Origin of the sequence: Nostoc sp. PCC 7107 (assembly GCF_000316625.1) — a bacterium.
Taxonomy (GTDB): Bacteria; Cyanobacteriota; Cyanobacteriia; order Cyanobacteriales; family Nostocaceae; genus Nostoc_B.
Genome location: NC_019676.1, coordinates 250,074 through 269,089, shown reverse-complemented (window position 1 = coordinate 269,089; position 19,016 = coordinate 250,074). Strand labels below are relative to the sequence as shown.

Genomic DNA, 19,016 nt, shown 5'->3' with positions numbered 1-19,016 from the left:
ATCTAAGGGTGATAAATTATGACTGCAAGTTACGATAAAAGCGCTCCTCAAGCATTAAGTAATGAAACCCAAAATGTTGTGCAAGCCTTTAATAAGTTAGATACTGATGCTAAATTAGCATGGTTTTATTTTGTTTATGAAAACATGGGTGATTCCATTACTCCGGCGGCTCCAGCGGCGGCAGAACCTGAACTAGCACCACTTTTATTAAATGACTATTTGCAACTTTCTGAGGAAGAACAACTAAATGTTATGCGGGACATAGTTAACCGCAAAGACACAGAATATTCTCGCGCCTATGGTGCATTAAAAGAAAATAACCAATTGTTAGTTTGGTATGTTTGGGCTGTAGCTATGGGTGACTCTGTAGTTGATTTTCCCGATGATTATGAACCAGGTAAGGTAATTAATGATTTGCTATCTCAAATTGAAGGATTAGATTTTGAAGCGCAAATGTCAGTTTTTAGAACCATTGCTGGCGAAATGGGTTACAGTGACGTGAAGCCAATTGAAACACAAGCGGAAACTGGCAAAACTTCAAGTCTTTAACCATTCGAGAGAAACAAGATCCCCGACTTCTTGGAGAAGTCGGGGATCTGGAGAAAAATAATGTTTTGCTCAAACAGCCAATTGAGTCAAATCGCTTGGTGTCAGATGAGAGTGTATGACTTCACCATCACGGAACCAAACGATGCGTTGGGTTTGACGAGCTACTTCTGGTTCGTGAGTAACCATGACAACGGTGATACCACTGGTGTTTAATTCAGTGAAAATATCTAAGACTTCTTGAGTGGTGCGAGAGTCAAGTGCGCCTGTGGGTTCATCTGCAAGGAGAACCACGGGACGGTTGACAATTGCACGGGCGATCGCTACTCTTTGTTGTTGTCCGCCTGAGAGTTGATTTGGTTTATTGTTGAGGCGTTTTTCTAAGCCAACCCGTGTGAGGGCGACAACGGCGCGATCGCATCTTTCTGTCGGGTTAACATTAGCATAAGCCATTGGTAACATGACGTTTTCTAAGGCGGTGAGTTGGGGTAAAAGATGAAATTGTTGAAAGACAAACCCCAGCTTTTTATTGCGGATATGCGCCAAAGCTTTATCATCCATTTGGGCAACATCGACGTTATCTAAATAATAATGTCCATCTGTGGGACGATCTAAACAGCCGATAATATTCATAGCTGTAGATTTACCTGAACCAGAAGGCCCCATAATTGAACAATACTCGCCTTCGTTGATAGTTAAGTTGACATTATTCAGGGCTTTGACTTCAGTTTCGCCACTACCGTAGACTTTAAAGATTTTTTCTAAACGAATGATTGCTGATTTTGGTACAGGGCTAGGAACTAGAGAATCGGTAATTGAGATAGTTGTCATAAATATTTAGTTATCACTTTTTTTATCTGCTACTTCTAGGATAGTCTTTGTGTTTAGTTAACAGTGCTTAAACACGCCTGTGTATTTATTCTCTCCCTGCGTATATGTATAAAAGATTAATCAAAACATTAGAGACGCGAAGTTTCGCGTCTCTAGGAATTTACTTTTAACATAAAATCAAAATATAGTTTAATACAAATTAAGTGTTAAATTAATAGGATTAAAACAATAGTTAAATACTTCTTTTGTAAGTTCTACGCCACTTTTCTAGTTGATCAATCGCTATTGATTTAGTAATTACATTCATCCCATTACCTCGCCATTCAACATCTGCATCTGTAGTGAAAACGCCACATTCTAATTGATTCAGCTTAATATCCCAATATTCACTAAATCGATTTTTCAAAGTAATGACTTGTTCAAATACTTTGTTACGGTGCTTATTGCGTCTTTTTCTTTCAGTGGCACCAGTTGCTTCTGTATCAATAAATTTAGTTTCGATGAGCAACAGATTTCCTTGTAATGTTAGATAGACAAAATCACATTTTCCTAAATCAGTGTAATCGGCAATTGGCGACTTTTCAAATAACAGTAATTCACAACATTCAGGAAACAAACTTTTGATATTTAAAAATAAATAAGCTTGTAAAAGTAGTTCCTTATCGTAAGGAAAAACTATTACCCCTTCAAAAAACTGTTTGATGTCTTCGTGGGTTTGTGGTTGAATTTTTTTACAATAAGAAACAAATCTATGTAAGTCATTTGCAATCATCCAGCTTTAGCTCCTTCACTTAGCAATATCTAACTCCTTATGGCATAAAAAAATACCATTATCTCCAAGAAAACATCATCCGCATAAGTCACTAAAAAAACAAGTTAACTACAGTATTACTAAGGCAATATACTGTTGACGAAGCAGTATTTTAGATATTAGGAAGTTTATGTGGTTTAAATTCAGATAATTTTTATTACCCGATTTATTTAGTAATATCTGATCAACTACTAGTCAATTGTTTTACATGAGCCAGGAATCTAGCATTTTGTAGTGCTAAAACTGTTGAGCGTGAATCTTGCACCCAAAATTGTCGTCCAAACCGGACAAGTTGACGAGAGTTTCCAGTCTGGACAATTCCAATTACAGGGACTTTGGCATTTTCTTTATCCCCTGACAGTTCTTTCAGAATATTTCTTAATTTATGGCGTTCTTCAATTGTGATTGCTTGCTGAGGAGTCAACTCTACCATGACCAGTTTTACTGTTTCGACTGGTTCAGCATCTTCCACAATTAATTGCACTTGTTCATCTCTTCTATCGACTTTACCCCAAATAATTAATCTGGCATCAACTTCTAGGGAATTACTGACTCGTTCATAAGTTTTAGGAAAGACGACTGCTTCTAATTGTGCAGTTAAATCTTCTATCTGCAAAATTGCCATCTGATCGCCTTTTTTGGTCATGACTTTTTTGACGTTATTTAACATCACAACTGCACAAAGTAATGTGTCTTCTTTCTGCTCATTCAGTTGTGATAAGTTAATTGGCGCTAAAATAGAAGATGAATTTTTAATAGATTTTAGTGGATGATCTGAGACATAAAACCCTAGTATTTCTTTTTCCATCTGCAACTTTTTCTGTGGCGGAAAATCGGGTACAGATTGGGCTTTAGGTACAGAATCAAAGACGTTATTAGCTGTTTTGGTAGTAGGAGCAAACCCGCCTAATAAATCAAATAAATTACCTTGACCACTAGCTTTATCTTTAGCACGGGATTGCGCCCAATCATAAACAAGCTCTAGGTCTTTAATTAATTGGTGGCGATTGAGGTCTATTTTGTCAAAAGCTCCACAATAAATCAGCGATTCTAAAGTCCGACGGTTAACTGCACGTAAATCAACGCGATCGCAAAAATCAGACAGTGATTTAAATTCGCCTTGCTGCTCACGGGCTTCTAAAATACAGGCGATCGCGTTTTGTCCCACATTGCGTACCGCGGAAAATCCAAATAAAATCTTGCCCCCTACGGGTGTAAAATCTACACCAGAGCGATTAATATCCGGCGGCTCTATTTGAATATTCATACTCAAACAAGTAGAAATATATTTCTGTACCTTGTCTGTATCCCCACTGTTAGCAGTTAACAGGGCGGCCATATACTCTAATGGATAATTCGCTTTTAAATATGCAGTTTGATACGTCACATATCCATAAGCCGTCGAGTGCGATTTATTAAAGCAATTAGATGCTATTAAACGATTTTCAATGACAAAGTTATGGTCTTGCGCTACTCCAATATCATAGACATTTGCTTGACCAATATATTTACGAGTAATTATTTTGACCATCTTCCTTTCTCCTACAACAAAATTAATAAAATTGCATAATATTACTTCAATTAGCAATCAATAGCTAGACTTAAAAGTTTACTCGCCTAAGTTGCATTACTATCCTCTTACACGACAATAACTGAAATTTATAGCTAAGTTAATAGTCCAAATTTTATAATTTGCAAACATGCGGTTATCAAGTATGTATTTGCTGTTTTGGGAAAGTATGAAGTATCAAGTCTGAAGTATGAAATAAATAGCCCGTCAAACTGAAGTCTGAGGCTACACTAACAAAACTCACACTGGCGGATTTGCCGATAATCGCGTATTTCTCCAGTTCAGACTTCAGATTTCACACTTCATACTTTCCTAATAGCCTGCAATATGTACTAAAATCAATGACTTGAGTTACCAAGAGAGCAGTCATGGCATCCATACGCGAGTTGCACGAACAGCTAATTAAAAAAGAACGTTCTGCCGTTGAAATTACCCAAGAAGCTTTGGACAAAATTCAAGCATTAGAGCCGAAATTGCACAGTTTCCTGCATATAACGGCACAACAGGCGTTAGATCAAGCTCGTGTTGTAGATGCCAAAATCGCTGCTGGTGAAGCAATTAGCCCCCTAGCAGGGATTCCTATTGGCATCAAAGATAATATGTGTACCAAAGGAATTCCCACCACCTGCGCTTCCCGGATTTTGGAAAATTTTGTGCCACCTTATGAGTCAACCGTGACACAAAAACTTCTGGATGCTGGGGCGGTGATGGTTGGCAAAACCAATTTAGATGAGTTTGCGATGGGTAGTTCCACAGAAAATTCTGCCTACCAAGTCACAGCAAATCCGTGGGATTTAACAAGGGTTCCTGGTGGTTCTTCTGGAGGTTCAGCCGCAGCCGTCGCCGGGGGAGAATGTGTTGTTTCCCTTGGTTCTGATACTGGTGGTTCCATTCGCCAACCCGCATCTTTTTGTGGTGTAGTCGGGATGAAACCCACCTACGGGCTAGTTTCTCGTTATGGTTTGGTGGCTTACGCTTCATCGTTGGATCAAATTGGCCCTTTTGGACGCTCTGTTGAAGATACAGCAATTTTGCTCAGAGCGATCGCAGGTTATGATGCCAAAGACTCCACCAGCCTAAAAGTAGAAATTCCTGACTATGCTGCTACCCTAAAACCAGACCTCAAAGCTAGACGAAAAATCCGCATTGGGGTGATTACAGAGACTTTTGGTCAAGGTTTAGACTCAGTTGTGGAGGCGGCTGTTACTAAAGCCATCGATCAATTACAAATGTTGGGAGCAGAAATTCACATAATTTCTTGTCCGCGTTTCCGCTATGGCTTACCTAGCTACTATATAATTGCCCCATCGGAAGCATCAGCTAACCTCGCTCGTTACGATGGCGTGAAATATGGTTTGCGTACTCCGGATGCAGATAATTTGCTGTCTATGTACACTCGTACCCGCGCGAGTGGTTTCGGCACAGAAGTCAAACGCCGGATTATGATTGGCACTTATGCCTTATCTGCTGGGTATTATGATGCTTACTATCTCAAAGCTCAAAAAGTCCGCACCCTCATAAAGCAAGACTTTGAAAATGCGTTTAAAAAAGTTGATGTGTTAGTTACTCCTACTGCACCCACTACGGCATTTAAAGCTGGGGAAAAAACCACAGATCCCTTGAGTATGTACTTAAATGACTTAATGACGATTCCCGTCAATCTTGCTGGTTTACCTGGGATAAATGTACCCTGTGGTTTTGATGACAATGGTTTACCCATTGGCTTGCAAGTAATTGGTAATGTCCTCAGAGAAGACCAAATTCTTCAAGTAGCTTACGCTTATGAACAATCAACTACTTGGCATCTACGTCAACCAGAAATATAGTGCTGAGTACTTGAGGAAAATGACCATTGACTATTGACTGTTTACTTCTGGAGTGAATGTGACTTCTTTGATTTTACCCAGAGTTCCTAGGGGTGTTGCTGGCTGATTGTTTACAGAAACCAAGACAAAACCCGCATTCCCCGAACGAACAGTCAACTGTTTTTTTGCTGTCCAGGTTTTACGCACTCCCTTTTTTAAGTTGCCCACAAATTCAGTTTTGCCGTCTACTTTGACTTCTAACCACGATTTACCTTGAACTTCTAAGGTGACGGCTACAGCTTGATTCAGGCTGTCTTTAGGCGATGCGATCGCAGGTAATGGAGTTGGGGTATTTTGAGCAGATATTGAGGTTGCTTCCTGATTGACAGATAATGATGCAGGTGTAGATAATTCTGTGGTTGTTGGTTTTTTGGGTGTTCCAAAGTTGAATTTTTTTACTAGAGATTCTGCCGAAAATTGGGGATTAAGTACATACATAAGCCCAGCAGCCGCAACTAATAACAAGACTACGTAAGGAATAAACAAGGGTAAGGAAAATTTTGAATTCTTTTCTAAGTTTTGACTAAACTTTTTATCAAGTGCTAGAGGATTAACTTCAGTTGGAAAAGTTTTGGCTAAAGCAACACCATCTAATCCGATAACATCTGCATAACGACGGATAAATCCTTGAATATAAACAGGTTCAGGTAATTCATCGAATTTACCAGCATCTAAAGCCTTTAAGCAAGCAAGTCGAATATTTGTCTTTAGTGCTACTTCTTCGAGTTGGATAGATTTTTCTTGTCTGACTTGTCTTAAAGTATTACTTATTTCTTGCAACTGTTCTTTTTGATTTTCTTGTAAGAGGCTCACGACCTTCTCCTAAACTTGACTCATGTTTACTATTTAACAGAGGAATTACTAAATTAACACCTACTTTTTTGACTATTTTAATTCTAATTGGAAAACAATATATTAAACTTTTAAGTTATTTATTTGCTTGTGAAGATACTTAATCAGTCCGCAGATTTATCTGGAGGTCAATCAATTTTGGATTTTAGATTAACTGCACCCATGTACACAAACAGGACTTACGCACAGGCTACGGAAAATCGAACCACAGAGACGCAGAGGTCACGGAGAAATGAGAGTTTGAGAGGTGTTTTGCGTAAGTCCTAACAAAGTGTTCCTGTAGGCTAGAGATGCAGCTTGGGGATTTGAGATTTATTCCCCCCACAAGGGGATGGAGCATGAACCCAAAATTTTTCATCCAAAATCCCAAATTTAAAATCTAAAATTCGGAGGGTCAATCTAAAATTGTTTTTGCCTCTATACGAAAAAAGCAAAAACTGCTATACAAGTATTTTTTAAAGCATAAAATTGCCCACATGAAAATCCGCAAGCAGCAATTGTTATTGTTATTAGGGTTTAGGCGGCTACTTGTTGTTGGAATAATTGTAGCGATCGCTTACTGTAGCATTTGTATATTTCTATTTGTCCAGCAACCTAAGTTCATCTTTTTTCCCTCCCGTGTCATCGAAAAGACACCAGAGTTATTCAATCTGCCTTATCAAGAAGTTTGGCTACCTGTAAAAACTAACTTGGGAAAGGTGGAAAAAATTCACGGTTGGTGGATTAAAGCTAATCAGCCTGATGCCAAGGTGTTGTTATATCTGCACGGAAATGGCCTGAATATTGGCGCAAATATAGCTCATACCAATCGATTTTATCAACTAGGATTTTCGGTGCTGCTGATTGATTATCGCGGATATGGTCGCAGTCAAGGCGATTTTCCTAATGAAATGAGGGTATATCAAGATGCGGCGACAGCATGGGAATATCTCACCCAGCAACAGCAGATTCCACCCCAGGACATTTTTATTTATGGTCATTCTTTAGGCGGTGCGATCGCCATTGATTTAGCAGTTAAACACCCCCAAGCGGCGGGATTAATCGTCGAAAGCTCCTTTACATCGCTCCGTGAGATGGTGTCGACTCGGAAATGGTTTTCCATATTCCCTATTGATTTCATCCTGACACAGCGCTTTGAATCGATCAAAAAAGTATCACAGTTACAAATGCCCGTTTTATTTATTCACGGAACTGCTGATTCTACTGTTCCGTCTTGGATGAGTCAAAAACTATATGATGCTGCATCTGAACCAAAGCAATTAATTTTAGTTCCCGATGCAGATCATAACAATACAGCTGTCGCCTCTGGTGGCAAATATCTGCAATGGGTACAGTCATTTACTCAAAAAGTTCAATTACGTAATAATTCTCATTTTTAACTCTTAATAAACCCAGAGGTGTCAATCAATTTTGGATTTACGATTTTGGATTGGCGTTAGCGAAGCGAGTATTTTGGATTAATTCCGCCATGAAGGGGTGGGGCTTGTACCGAAAATTCCCCATCCAAAATCTCAAATTTTTCGGTCAGGGATGAGTAATAATTTTTCAGTATGATTACTGATTTTTAAATTCCTCCCTTTACACCCCGAACTCTTAACATCATCACAACCAAAAATCAGCTAGTTTCATACATAAATATCCGGATGTAATATTTCCATCTGAGGAAAATTTATACAGATATATTGCGGTATGAGGAGCAACTTCTATCATGGCTACGACACCTGCATACTTATTCAAAATTTTGGGAAATCCTGCTATGGAAATTTCTCAAGACGAACTGCGATCGCTCTTGGGTGAAATTGAGGCAGAACTTCATCGCAGTAAAATTTATCGTCAAGCTATAGCTACATTTCAAAAGTTACTTGATTCTTCAGAAGAAGCTAAAGCTTTGTTGAAAGCTGTAGGTAGAGAAGCGATTGGTTTAGCATTTCAGCAATTTGCTAATCATGCCAAAATTTCCGATAGCAACCAACAGACAGATACAGAATTAGCACACTCTAGTGATGTCACAACTAACCTGACTACTAATCATCTAACAGATTCATCATCAACATCTTTGGTAATTGAAGATGTCGGCAATCCCTTGATAAATAATGCAGACAGTTCAGCTAATAAACATCATTTCCCAACACTAATGAAATGGCTAAAACCCAATCAAAAAACTGCTCACGCTGAACTAGCCAAGCAAAAGTTAGCAGAACAACATTTAGCAATCATGGGTCAAATTGGTCAACAACTACGTCAAGCCCGTGAAGCCAAAGGTTTTCGTTTGCGGGACTTGAGTATCTTGACTCACCTACCAATCCATCAAATGGAAGCAGTAGAAAACGGCGACTTAAATTCATTACCAGAGGATATTTTAGTGAGAGGTTTTATCCGAGTGATGGGTAACGCTTTAGGGCTAAATGGCACAAGTTTAGCGAATACTTTACCTATGGTTAACACCGTACCATCCGTTATACCTTCTTGGTCTCAGCCTAAACATAATTCCCCAAAATTGGGTTTAGAACTACGACCTATACATTTATATTTAGGCTATACAGCACTGGTGGCTGGAACCGTGGGAGGATTATCTGTCGTGTCTCAGTCAGGAAAAATTGACACAACTATCAATCCAGATGTCACTCCGTCTTCGCCGATTTCCCAATCAACTCAAAATCCGGAAACAAATACTAAACCAGGTATCAAGTCCACTCGTACTGGAATTAGTGTAGGCTCAGATATTGCCCCTCCTGAAGCACTGTAGTAAAAGTATGAAGGGTGAAGTATGAAGTCTGAAATTTGAGCTTTCATACTTTAAAGTTCAAATTTTGAGAAACTATGACCACAGACCCTTATGCTTGGATAGAACAATCATTAGCAACAATTCAGCGGGCGGACTGGTATCGTTCAGTACAGGTATTAAGCGATCGCCCTGGTGCAACCGTGGTTTTGGCGGGGCAAGAGGTAATTAATTTTGCCAGTAACGATTATTTAGGATTGGCTGGAAATGAAAGGTTGATAGCTGCTGCGACAACTGCTATTCATGAATTTGGTACTGGTAGCACTGGTTCTCGATTACTTAGTGGACATCGAGAATTACACCGAAAATTAGAAAAGGCGATCGCATCGCTCAAACAAACAGAAGATGCGATTGTCTTTAGTTCAGGATATCTGGCCAACTTAGGAGCGATCGCATCTATCGTTGGTAAACGCGATTTGATTCTTTCTGACCAATACAATCATTCCAGTCTGAAAAATGGGGCAGTTCTCAGCGGTGCAGCAATCATTGAATATCCCCACTGTGATGTTGTGGCTTTAAAAACTCAACTCAGCCAACAGCGACAAAACTACCGTCGCTGTTTAATAATTACCGATAGCGTCTTCAGTATGGATGGCGACTTATGCCCTTTAACAAACCTGTTAGAAATAGCAGCAGAATTTAACTGTATGCTGCTAGTTGATGAAGCTCATGCCACTGGGGTAATAGGCAAAACTGGCGCTGGCTGTGTGGAACATTTTGGCTGTACTGGAAAACTGTTAATTCAAATTGGGACTTTGAGCAAAGCTTTAGGTAGTTTAGGCGGTTATGTCGCTGGAAGTGCCAATCTGATTGATTTTTTACGCAATCGCGCCCCGACTTGGATTTACACCACCGGACTTTCACCTGCGGATACAGCAGCAGCTTTAGCCGCAATTCAAGTTGTTCAGCAAGAACCTCAACGGCGAATTCAATTATGGCGTAATGTAGATTACCTGAAAAATTTAATGCAACAGCAGCTACCTCACCTCAAATTACTGCCTACAGAATCACCCATTCTCTGTTTTCAATTACCCAGTCCAGGCGATGCACTCCGAGTTGGTCAACACCTTCAAGATGCAGGCATTTTCGCCCCGGCAATTCGTCCGCCCACCGTACCGACTAGTCGCATTAGAATTTCTGTGATGGCTACTCATACAACAGCGCAGATAGAAAAGTTAGTCGCTGTATTAAGAAATACTGATTAACTCATAATGTTTGATCATACTAAATATGGGAACCTGGTTTGATTAACGAAATTATTTGTGTATTCAAGGAACAGAAAAACGGAAAAAATATCTAGAAATAGGATTGATTTTTTAGCGAATAGCCATCAGGTAACAGCCGACAACTAAAAATCAATGCTAAACTTATTGCTGTTAAAGCAAAATTTGGCATTTTATAGCAAGCCATTATCTAATGCCGATGAACAAACCTCACTAAAGGAATTGGCAACGTTACCCAGATCCTTGGCTATTCAATATTATCTGCCTTTCCTAGTAGCTAAGAAATTAAATAGGACTGCTATATGCTTTAAGATAAATATATAAGAATTAGTTTGTTGAAAATTAATAACTGACTATTAATAAAATTTTGTAATATTACAACTTTACTGAGACACACATACAATATTTTTGATAAATTGACTACTGGCAAAAGATACTTTTTTATCTGAATAAAGGATCTATCTGAAGATAAGTTCCAAAAATTTGTAAACTAGCTTAGGGTAGGTATAGCTCTCGCCACAAATATTTGGTTGTTTGCAAGTTTCTTCATGCCCTACATTCCTTATTCGCAGTTACTCCGTTATGGCTTTGTGGTGGTAATTGTCGCCACAGCCTTAGTAATCATGCTATTACTTGACCCTCTATTAGATATGAAGGGAACGCCATTCCTGCTATTTTTTAGTGCTGTAATGATGAGTGCTTGGTACGGTGGTTTGAAAGCAGGACTTTTGGCAACCTTTTTATCAGTAATAGTCAGCGATTACTTTTTTCTTTCCGAGCATTACGCCCTCAGCTTAAGCCTATCCAATGGTGTAAAGATACTGTTATTTGCAGTACAGGGATTACTATTTAGTTTTCTGTGTGAGGAATTAAGGCACGCTAAACGCAAAGCGGAAATTAATCTCCAGAAATTTAAAATCAGCGAGGAGCGATTTCGTGTAGCCCTGAGTAATTCAGATATTGTTGTTTTTCAGCAAGATCGAAATTTTCGTTATCAGTGGGTTCATAATCTTCAGGGTATAGACAAAGCTGAGGCATTACTGGGTAAAACCGATGATGAACTTTTTCCAGTTGCCATAGCACAGCAATTAACAGCCATCAAACGGAGGGCTATAGAACAGGATATTTCAGCGCGTGAAGAAGTTTGTGTAATCCTACGGGGAAAAGTCCTTTATTACGACTTACTTGTAGAACCCCTTACAGGGATAGACGGAGGCGTAACTTGTGTAGGCGTAAATATTACGGAACGCAAGCAAACAGAACTAGAAAAAGCAAAATTACAAAGCCAACTTCAGCAAGCCCTTCAGCAAAAAGATGAATCTTTAGCTTTACTAAATGCTTGGTTAATGAGTTCACCAATGGCACTGGCCTTTCTGGATACAGAACTGCGCTATGTTTATGCTAATGAAGCTTTAGCAGCAATTAACGGTGTACCACAAAATCAACATATTGGCCGCACACTCCCAGAAGTACTACCAGAGTGGGCATCGCAACTAGAGCCGATTTTCCAGGAATTAATGATCACCAAACAGCCATTACTTAACCAGGAAATCAGCGGTGAAACTTATCCATCTGGGGTGTATCGTTATGGTTTGGTGAGTTACTATCCGGTTAGTTTACCGGATGGACAATTGCTAGGAGTGGGAATCACTGGTGTTGATATTACACCTGTAAAAAAAGCTGAACAAGCATTGCGAGAAAGCGAAGCCAAGTTTCGCAGTGTGGTTGAGTCCAATATGATTGGAATTGGCTTCTGGGAAGGTGATGGCAGAATCACAGATGCTAATGAAGCTTTGTTGAAGATGTTAGGTTACAGCCGCCAAGAATTAGTAGAGAAAAAACTTGATTGGCGAAATTTAACACCTGTTGAGTATCGAAGACTGGATGAACAAGCACTGACGCAATTTCAAGAAAATTCCTTTTGCACTCCTTATGAAAAAGAATATATCCGCAAAGATGGCAGTCGCTTTCAAGTTTTAGTCGGTGGTAGCTGCTATGAAGGGACTCTAGAGCGAGGCGCTTTTTTTGTGATTGATATTACAGAGCGCAAGCAAGCAGAAGATAAACTGCGTTACATCGCGGAAATTAGTAGTTTACTCTCTACATCCTTAGATTATGAGGAAACTTTACAGCAAATTGCTAAAATCTCTGTCCCCCAACTAGCTGACTGGTGTATTGTGGATATTCTGGAGGAAGATGGCTCAATTCGCCGTTTACCTGTGGTTTATACAGATCCCTTTCAGGCAAAATTAGCTCAAAAACTTCAGGAATATGTGCCGAATGCTCAAGGTACACATCTAATCGCTAGAGTACTGCAAACAGCTATTCCCAAATTAATTGCTGAAGTATCTGATTCTGTGTTGATAGCAGCTACACAGAACGAGGAACATTTAGAAATTGTCCGGCAGATGGGGCTAAAGTCAGTAATAGTTGTGCCATTAATCGCCCATCAGCGAGTGCTGGGCTGTATTAGCTTTGCGATCGCCCACCGTTGCTATGATCAAGCTGACTTAAATTTGGCAATAGATATCGCCTATCGCGCCGCCTTAGCCGTAGAAAATGCCCAGCTGTATCGAGATAATCATCAAGCTTTAATCAACTATGCCGAATCTCTATTGCTTTTAGATGCTTTGTTAGCCGGCGCACCTGTGGCTGTCTGCTTTTTAGATCGCGAATTGCGCTATGTCAGAATTAATCAGGTATTAGCTGACATTAATGGTTTCCCCATCGAAGCACATTTAGGACGCAAATTTGGCGATATTTTCTCCAGTATGGCAACTCAGTTTGAAGCTCAGTTACAGCAAGTGCTAGAAACAGGCGAACCCTTACTAAATGTAGAAATTAGCGGGGAGATGCCAGGAAAACCAGGAGTTTATGGTTATTGGTTGGGTAACTATTACCCAGTTCGCAATGCCTTAGATGAAACTGTGGGCATTGGGATTATGCTGTCGGATGTCACAGCCACCAAAGTTGCCGAAGTTGCTTTGCGTGAAAGTGAATCTAGATTCCGGGCTATGTTCAATCAAGCCGCAGTGGGGATTGCTTTGGTCGCTTTAAATGGCAAATTCTTGCAAGTGAATCCGGCGTTGTGTGACATTACCGGGTACAGCCAAGAAGAATTAATCCAGATGAGCTTTCAAGATATTACCCACCCTGATGACTTGGCAATTGATTGGGAACAAGCTGGGAGAGTGTTAACTAAAGAAATTAGTGGTTATTCTTTAGAGAAACGTTACATCCGCAAAGATGGTTCAGTGGTTTGGGTGAATCTGACTTCTTCCGCAGTTTGGGATATTCATGGACAAGCGAAATATGCAGTCGGCATTATTGAAGATATTAGCGAACGACAAGCCGCACTACGCGATCGCCAACAAGCAGAACTAGCCCAAACTTTTTTAGTAGAGGCCAGTAGCTTACTAGCTGCCTCCCTAGATTGTCAAGTCACTCTCAATAATGTCGCTAGTTTACTAGTTCCTACCCTAGCCGATTGGTGTGTGGTTGATGTGCTGGGAGAAAATGATGTCATTGAACAAATAGCCATGATCTCTGCCAATCTGGTTCAGAAGGAAAGATTAACAGAACTCCGACGACGTTATCCCCCCAGGTACGAAAACAACAGCCCGTTTCGAGAAACATTGCTAAACAAACAATCAGTCTTTTATCCCGAACTGCCAGATCAGATTCTGGCACAGATGGCTGAAGACGAGGAGCATTTAAAATTACTCCAAAGCCTGGGGATGAATTCTCTGATGATTATTCCCCTGCATTTACGTGGTAAAGTATTTGGCGTAATTTCTTTGGTGAGAACTGCATCTAGTTCTGCTTACAATTCAGCAGACTTGGCATTAGCCGAAGATTTGGCTCATCGTGCTGCCACAGCCATTGATAACGCTAGGCTTTACCAAAAAACTCAGCAGGCAAAACAAGCCGCAGAATTAGCTGTCAGCCGGACTGTACGTTTACAAAAAATCACCGCCGCCCTTTCCGAAGCCATCACACCGCAACAGGTGGCTGATGTTGTCGTCAACCAGGGAATTGCCGCCTTGGGTGCTAGTGCTGGTTCTGTCAGCTTGTTGGCAGAAAAAGGCAGTTGTCTCAAAGTTGTTCAAGCCACTGGCTATCCTTCTTCAGTGCTGGATGCTTGGAAAAGTTTTTCTGTGACGGCGGCTGTACCTTTAGCGGCAGCAGTCAGAACGGGAACGCCAATTTTTATCGAAAGTCCGGCAGCCTTCGCCGCAAATTATCCTCACTTAGCAGAACTGCCATCAGTCACAGGAAATTCTGCCTTTGCTTGTATTCCCTTGATTTTAGAAAAACAAGTAATTGGGGCATTAGGGTTGAGCTTTAGTCATACCCAAATTTTTTCTGAAGCAGATCAAGGATTTATGTTGACATTGGGGCAACAATGCGCTCAGGCGATCGCTCGCGCTCAACTCTACGAAGCCGAACGTCACGCCCGTTCAGAAGCCGAAACCGCCAACCGCATCAAAGATGAATTTCTGGCGGTGCTTTCTCATGAATTGCGAACTCCCCTCAACCCAATTTTGGGCTGGGCAAAACTACTCCGCACCCGCAAAAACGACGAAGCCACAATTGTTCGGGCGTTAGAAACCATTGAGCGCAACGCCAAGTTACAAGCCCAATTGATCGAAGATTTATTAGATGTGTCGCGGATTTTGCGGGGTAAATTGAGTCTGCATATCCGCACCGTAGATTTAAATAGCACAATGACTGCCGCCTTAGAAACAGTGCGTTTAGCCGCTGAAGCCAAGTCAATTCAACTGCAAACAGTACTGCCCCAGCATAAAGTCGAAGTTATGGGTGATGGCGATCGCTTGCAACAAATTGTTTGGAATTTAGTATCTAATGCGGTCAAGTTTACCCCGGCTGAGGGACGGGTAGAAGTGCGTTTAGCGCAAGTTGGGATGGAAGCGCAAATTCAAGTCATTGATAACGGGAAGGGAATCACACCGGAATTTTTACCCTACGTCTTTGAATACTTCCGCCAAGCCGATGGCAAAACCACCAGAGTATTTGGCGGGCTAGGATTAGGACTGGCAATTGTCCGTCATTTAGTAGAACTCCACGGTGGTACAGTCTTCGCAGACAGCCCAGGTGAAGAACAAGGGGCAATTTTTACAGTCCGACTCCCCCTGCATAAAAGTACTGAATCTGTCAGTACGGCAAACTCAGTACAGATGGATTTGGCAACTCAAGATTCATTACTGGCGGGAGTGCGAATTTTGTTTGTTGATGATCAAGCTGATGTGTTGGAATTTTTCAGTTTTGCCTTAGAACAGTATGGGGCGGAAGTCACAGCAGTAGCCTCCGCAGCAGAAGCATTAGAAGCACTTGTGAAATTGCAGCCAGATATTTTATTAAGTGATATTGGAATGCCCATCATGGACGGTTATATGTTGCTGCGTCAAGTGAGACAATTACCACCAGACAAAGGCGGCGAAATTCCCGCGATCGCCCTAACAGCTTATGCTGGTGAAATCGACTACAAACAAGCCATGGCCGCAGGCTTTCAACGACATATCCCTAAACCCGTTGATCCCCTTGACTTAGCAATGGCGATCGTTCAACTAATTAGTCAAAAATAACCCCTAGGCGATGCCTATGGCAGCAAGCAACGCGCTTCATCCTCACCTGCTTTCTTTATGACCAGTCTTTCATCAAAAATCATATCATCCTCTGACTCTCATAATTTATCACCCTAGAGAGAATAGGTTTAATTTAATAATAATGATAAACTTTTTCGATAAATTACATAGTTTTATAACTTACCTATCTAGGTATACTACCGGAGAGTGCTGATTTATCAAGCATTTATCCCAGCTTTACAAGCTCAGTCATAAACTTGACTATTCCAGAAGGTTAAGAGAGACTAACTAATGACAGATGTACTGACTTATTAAACTAATAAATTTTGTAAATTTTCTGAGATATTTATATTGAGAGATGGAACATTAGTTAAAAATGGCAAGTTTGTGTCTACTTAACAATGTTCCCTAGACAGGCTTTTTAGCATTGTGCTAAGGGGCAAAGTCTAAGCTTACTATCGTGGTTGGCCAAGAGAATGGAGACATTAGAATTCATAATTTATCCAGACGGTCGCGTACAAGAGAAAGTCACTGGCATTGTGGGTGCTTCTTGTGCTGAGGTAACAGCGGCAATTGAAGCACAACTGGGGCAAGTACTTAATCAAGAGCCAACCTCAGAATTTTTCGCCAATCAAATACAAGAATCCAATCTGGCGAATACACAAGCTACTTACAGCGAATGGTAAGTTTTCCAGCAGTTTATTGTCGTTGATTTACAACCACCATGTCACACTTTAGCCAAATTAAGACTCAAATCCGTAACCTTGATTCCTTAAAAGATGCGCTAACTGAATTGGGCATCGACTGGAAACCCGGCCCCCGTGAGGTACGTGGTTATCGTGGTCAAACCCATCCTGCGGAAGTGACCATCGAGCAGGAAAATGGCTATGACATCGGCTTTAGATGGAATGGCAAAGAATACGAACTAGTTGCTGACTTGCAATATTGGCAACAAAATCTGTCTGTAGATGGTTTCTTGCGCCAAGTAACCCAGCGTTATGCTTATCAAACAGTTGTTAAAGAAACTGCGCTGGCTGGCTTTCAAGTTGCTGAACAACAGAAAAATGCCGACGGTTCTATTCGCTTAGTAGTACAACGCTGGAGTGCGTAATGGCTGATTTTCTGCCTTCGCCAGAAGAACAGGAAGATAATCGTTCCGGTTTGGAACCAGAATTAGGCGGTTTTTTGCGGGATAACCAAGAACGTTCTGGTTTGGAACCGGAATTGGGTGGAGTGTTGCGGCAAAAAGGTGTTTATGTTGACGAAATCACCTGTATTGGCTGTAAACACTGTGCCCATGTAGCACGAAATACTTTTTACATTGAACCAGATTACGGGCGATCGCGCGTAATTCGTCAAGATGGGGACGCGGAAGAAATTATCCAAGAAGCAATTGACACCTGTCCCGTTGATTGCATCCATTGGGTAGATTACACAGAACTCAGAAACTTAGAAGATGAGCGTAAGTATCAAGTAATTCCTGTTGTCGGTTATCCGGTAGAATTGGCAGTTGCTACTTCTGCAAAACGAAAGCAAAAGCAAAAACTCAAACACAAAAAATCCCGTTATTAAAATAAACAAATTAAATAACTTTACAGAAGGACTGGTTAATCTAGTCCTTTTATTTTTAATTACTTGACCATTAGAGAGAGATAAAGTAGCGAGTAAATCAATGACTATACAGATACAATTGAAACCAGAAATTGAAGCGCGTCTGATTGCTCAAGCTGTTAAACATGGTTTATCGGTAGAAGCTTATCTTGAATCTTTAATTGAAGACAGCTTAATTAGTCAGGAAGAAATGTCTTTTTATCAAGTATCAAATCAGGAAGAATGGGAAAATATTGTCAGAGATTTAATAGATAATCCAGTCTTTACTTTAGCGCCACCACTTTCAAATGCAGCGATTAGTCGAGAATGTATTTACACCAGAGAAGATGAGATTTTATGAGCTATCTGGTAGATACTAATATTTTGCTGCGTTTAGTGCAGAAGAGCAGCCCAATGCACGTTGATACTCAAAGGGCAATTTTTCTACTCAAGCAGCAAGGCGAATTATTATATATAATTCCACAAAATATTATTGAATTTTGGGCTGTTTGCACAAGGCCAATTAATAGTAATGGGTTAGGAATATCTATCTCTGAAGCAGTAAAAACATCTGAGCAATTAAAGAAGATATTTATATTGCAGCTTGATACACCAGGAATTTTTGGTGAGTGGGAATCTCTAATTGTTCAATACCAAGTTATGGGTAAAAAGGTACATGATACACGTTTAGTAGCGGCGATGGCGACTCACAAAATTACACATTTACTGACGTTTAATGTTGATGATTTTCAGCGGTTCTCCGAGATTATAGTTGTTGATCCGCGTACTCTGACATCGTAGTATTAATCGCTTTTTTCACGTAGACGCGCAAGCGGCTTCCCGTAGGGTACCACAGAGACGCAGAGAACACATAGGAGCGATCGCAAAACCAAATTTTAGAAGCGTTTTAGCCTTTTTTACCCCTAAACTAGTTCATTTGAACTATAATATAAAAATTAGCCTTTAAGAAGGAGAAACTACAATATGTTTAATAGTGTAAGACCTAATCATTATGCGTTAGCTTTAGCTTATCAAAAGGCTCAAGATAGCGCAAAATTAACTAAAATTCAAATAGTTTGGGAAAAGGGCTTTAATAATCCAAATTACGATCCAAGAATCTGGCGAATAGATCAATTTGGAAGATTAATAAATCGATATGAGTATGGGAATCGTCAATCTACTTATGGTTGGGAAATTGACCACATAATACCGAAATCTTGGGGAGGTAGTGATCATATTTCTAACTTACGTCCGTTACATTGGTATATCAATATAATTAGATGAATTATGTTCATCTGTGTATATTTGGTTTAAATCTGCTAAGAATTATCACAAAAGAA

The 19,016-nt window shown here is 40.3% G+C and carries 16 protein-coding genes; 12 read left to right on the top strand and 4 right to left on the bottom strand.

Going from position 1 to position 19,016, the window contains the following annotated elements:
• Positions 1 to 18: 18 nt before the first annotated feature.
• A complete protein-coding gene (locus NOS7107_RS01150; RefSeq protein WP_015111151.1) occupies positions 19 to 549 on the top strand; it encodes an orange carotenoid protein N-terminal domain-containing protein in 531 nt (176 codons plus the stop codon).
• Positions 550 to 618: 69 nt separating this feature from the next.
• Here the strand turns inward: NOS7107_RS01150 and NOS7107_RS01145 are convergent, their stop codons facing one another.
• From NOS7107_RS01145 to NOS7107_RS01135, 3 genes are all read right to left on the bottom strand, one after another.
• Positions 619 to 1,377 carry an ABC transporter ATP-binding protein gene (locus NOS7107_RS01145; RefSeq protein WP_015111150.1) on the bottom strand — a complete coding sequence of 253 codons (759 nt, stop codon included), beginning with the start codon at positions 1,375 to 1,377 and terminating at the stop codon, positions 619 to 621.
• A 232-nt stretch (positions 1,378 to 1,609) separates the two neighbouring features.
• Positions 1,610 to 2,149, bottom strand: a complete 540-nt coding sequence (locus NOS7107_RS01140; RefSeq protein ID WP_015111149.1) for a hypothetical protein — start codon at positions 2,147 to 2,149, stop codon at positions 1,610 to 1,612.
• 223 nt (positions 2,150 to 2,372) lie between these two features.
• Positions 2,373 to 3,719, bottom strand: coding sequence for a trans-splicing intein-formed DNA polymerase III subunit alpha C-terminal partner DnaE-C (locus NOS7107_RS01135; RefSeq protein ID WP_015111148.1), 1,347 nt, complete (start codon positions 3,717 to 3,719; stop codon positions 2,373 to 2,375).
• A gap of 407 nt (positions 3,720 to 4,126) precedes the next feature.
• Here NOS7107_RS01135 and gatA point away from each other — a divergent pair, with 407 nt between their 5' ends.
• Entirely contained in the window at positions 4,127 to 5,584 is a 1,458-nt protein-coding gene (gatA, locus tag NOS7107_RS01130; RefSeq protein WP_015111147.1) for an Asp-tRNA(Asn)/Glu-tRNA(Gln) amidotransferase subunit GatA, read from the top strand.
• 30 nt (positions 5,585 to 5,614) lie between these two features.
• Here gatA and NOS7107_RS01125 read toward each other — a convergent pair whose 3' ends face one another.
• Positions 5,615 to 6,436, bottom strand: coding sequence for a RodZ family helix-turn-helix domain-containing protein (locus tag NOS7107_RS01125; protein WP_015111146.1), 822 nt, complete (start codon positions 6,434 to 6,436; stop codon positions 5,615 to 5,617).
• A 515-nt stretch (positions 6,437 to 6,951) separates the two neighbouring features.
• Here NOS7107_RS01125 and NOS7107_RS01120 point away from each other — a divergent pair.
• From NOS7107_RS01120 to NOS7107_RS01075, 10 genes are all read left to right on the top strand, one after another.
• Complete coding sequence (locus tag NOS7107_RS01120; RefSeq protein ID WP_015111145.1) at positions 6,952 to 7,854, top strand: alpha/beta hydrolase; 903 nt, start codon at positions 6,952 to 6,954, stop codon at positions 7,852 to 7,854.
• A gap of 329 nt (positions 7,855 to 8,183) precedes the next feature.
• Complete coding sequence (locus NOS7107_RS01115; protein WP_015111144.1) at positions 8,184 to 9,221, top strand: RodZ family helix-turn-helix domain-containing protein; 1,038 nt, start codon at positions 8,184 to 8,186, stop codon at positions 9,219 to 9,221.
• A 74-nt stretch (positions 9,222 to 9,295) separates the two neighbouring features.
• On the top strand, positions 9,296 to 10,462 hold the full coding sequence (bioF, locus tag NOS7107_RS01110; RefSeq protein ID WP_015111143.1) for an 8-amino-7-oxononanoate synthase: 1,167 nt from the start codon (positions 9,296 to 9,298) through the stop codon (positions 10,460 to 10,462).
• A gap of 566 nt (positions 10,463 to 11,028) precedes the next feature.
• Positions 11,029 to 16,086, top strand: coding sequence for a PAS domain S-box protein (locus tag NOS7107_RS01105; protein WP_015111142.1), 5,058 nt, complete (start codon positions 11,029 to 11,031; stop codon positions 16,084 to 16,086).
• A 476-nt stretch (positions 16,087 to 16,562) separates the two neighbouring features.
• Positions 16,563 to 16,772, top strand: a complete 210-nt coding sequence (locus NOS7107_RS01100) for a DUF2997 domain-containing protein (RefSeq protein ID WP_015111141.1) — start codon at positions 16,563 to 16,565, stop codon at positions 16,770 to 16,772.
• Positions 16,773 to 16,810: 38 nt separating this feature from the next.
• Positions 16,811 to 17,197: a DUF1257 domain-containing protein gene (locus NOS7107_RS01095; protein WP_015111140.1), complete on the top strand. Its 387-nt coding sequence runs from the start codon at positions 16,811 to 16,813 to the stop codon at positions 17,195 to 17,197.
• On the top strand, positions 17,197 to 17,658 hold the full coding sequence (locus NOS7107_RS01090) for a ferredoxin (protein WP_015111139.1): 462 nt from the start codon (positions 17,197 to 17,199) through the stop codon (positions 17,656 to 17,658). The genes NOS7107_RS01095 and NOS7107_RS01090 overlap by 1 nt, the downstream gene beginning before the upstream one ends.
• A 100-nt stretch (positions 17,659 to 17,758) precedes the next feature.
• Positions 17,759 to 18,037, top strand: a complete 279-nt coding sequence (locus NOS7107_RS01085) for a hypothetical protein (protein ID WP_015111138.1) — start codon at positions 17,759 to 17,761, stop codon at positions 18,035 to 18,037.
• On the top strand, positions 18,034 to 18,477 hold the full coding sequence (locus NOS7107_RS01080; protein WP_015111137.1) for a PIN domain-containing protein: 444 nt from the start codon (positions 18,034 to 18,036) through the stop codon (positions 18,475 to 18,477). The genes NOS7107_RS01085 and NOS7107_RS01080 overlap by 4 nt, the downstream gene beginning before the upstream one ends.
• A gap of 183 nt (positions 18,478 to 18,660) precedes the next feature.
• Complete coding sequence (locus NOS7107_RS01075; protein ID WP_015111136.1) at positions 18,661 to 18,960, top strand: HNH endonuclease signature motif containing protein; 300 nt, start codon at positions 18,661 to 18,663, stop codon at positions 18,958 to 18,960.
• The last annotated feature ends 56 nt before the right edge of the window (positions 18,961 to 19,016 follow it).

Excerpts from the sequence above, each read along its gene's own strand:
- NOS7107_RS01150 (WP_015111151.1), top strand. The coding sequence starts at position 19 with ATGACTGCAAGTTACGATAAAAGCGCTCCTCAAGCATTAAGTAATGAA.
- NOS7107_RS01145 (WP_015111150.1), bottom strand. The coding sequence starts at position 1,377 with ATGACAACTATCTCAATTACCGATTCTCTAGTTCCTAGCCCTGTACCA.
- NOS7107_RS01140 (WP_015111149.1), bottom strand. The coding sequence starts at position 2,149 with ATGATTGCAAATGACTTACATAGATTTGTTTCTTATTGTAAAAAAATT.
- NOS7107_RS01135 (WP_015111148.1), bottom strand. The coding sequence starts at position 3,719 with ATGGTCAAAATAATTACTCGTAAATATATTGGTCAAGCAAATGTCTAT.
- gatA (WP_015111147.1), top strand. The coding sequence starts at position 4,127 with ATGGCATCCATACGCGAGTTGCACGAACAGCTAATTAAAAAAGAACGT.
- NOS7107_RS01120 (WP_015111145.1), top strand. The coding sequence starts at position 6,952 with ATGAAAATCCGCAAGCAGCAATTGTTATTGTTATTAGGGTTTAGGCGG.
- NOS7107_RS01115 (WP_015111144.1), top strand. The coding sequence starts at position 8,184 with ATGGCTACGACACCTGCATACTTATTCAAAATTTTGGGAAATCCTGCT.
- bioF (WP_015111143.1), top strand. The coding sequence starts at position 9,296 with ATGACCACAGACCCTTATGCTTGGATAGAACAATCATTAGCAACAATT.
- NOS7107_RS01105 (WP_015111142.1), top strand. The coding sequence starts at position 11,029 with ATGCCCTACATTCCTTATTCGCAGTTACTCCGTTATGGCTTTGTGGTG.
- NOS7107_RS01100 (WP_015111141.1), top strand. The coding sequence starts at position 16,563 with ATGGAGACATTAGAATTCATAATTTATCCAGACGGTCGCGTACAAGAG.
- NOS7107_RS01095 (WP_015111140.1), top strand. The coding sequence starts at position 16,811 with ATGTCACACTTTAGCCAAATTAAGACTCAAATCCGTAACCTTGATTCC.
- NOS7107_RS01090 (WP_015111139.1), top strand. The coding sequence starts at position 17,197 with ATGGCTGATTTTCTGCCTTCGCCAGAAGAACAGGAAGATAATCGTTCC.
- NOS7107_RS01085 (WP_015111138.1), top strand. The coding sequence starts at position 17,759 with ATGACTATACAGATACAATTGAAACCAGAAATTGAAGCGCGTCTGATT.
- NOS7107_RS01080 (WP_015111137.1), top strand. The coding sequence starts at position 18,034 with ATGAGCTATCTGGTAGATACTAATATTTTGCTGCGTTTAGTGCAGAAG.
- NOS7107_RS01075 (WP_015111136.1), top strand. The coding sequence starts at position 18,661 with ATGTTTAATAGTGTAAGACCTAATCATTATGCGTTAGCTTTAGCTTAT.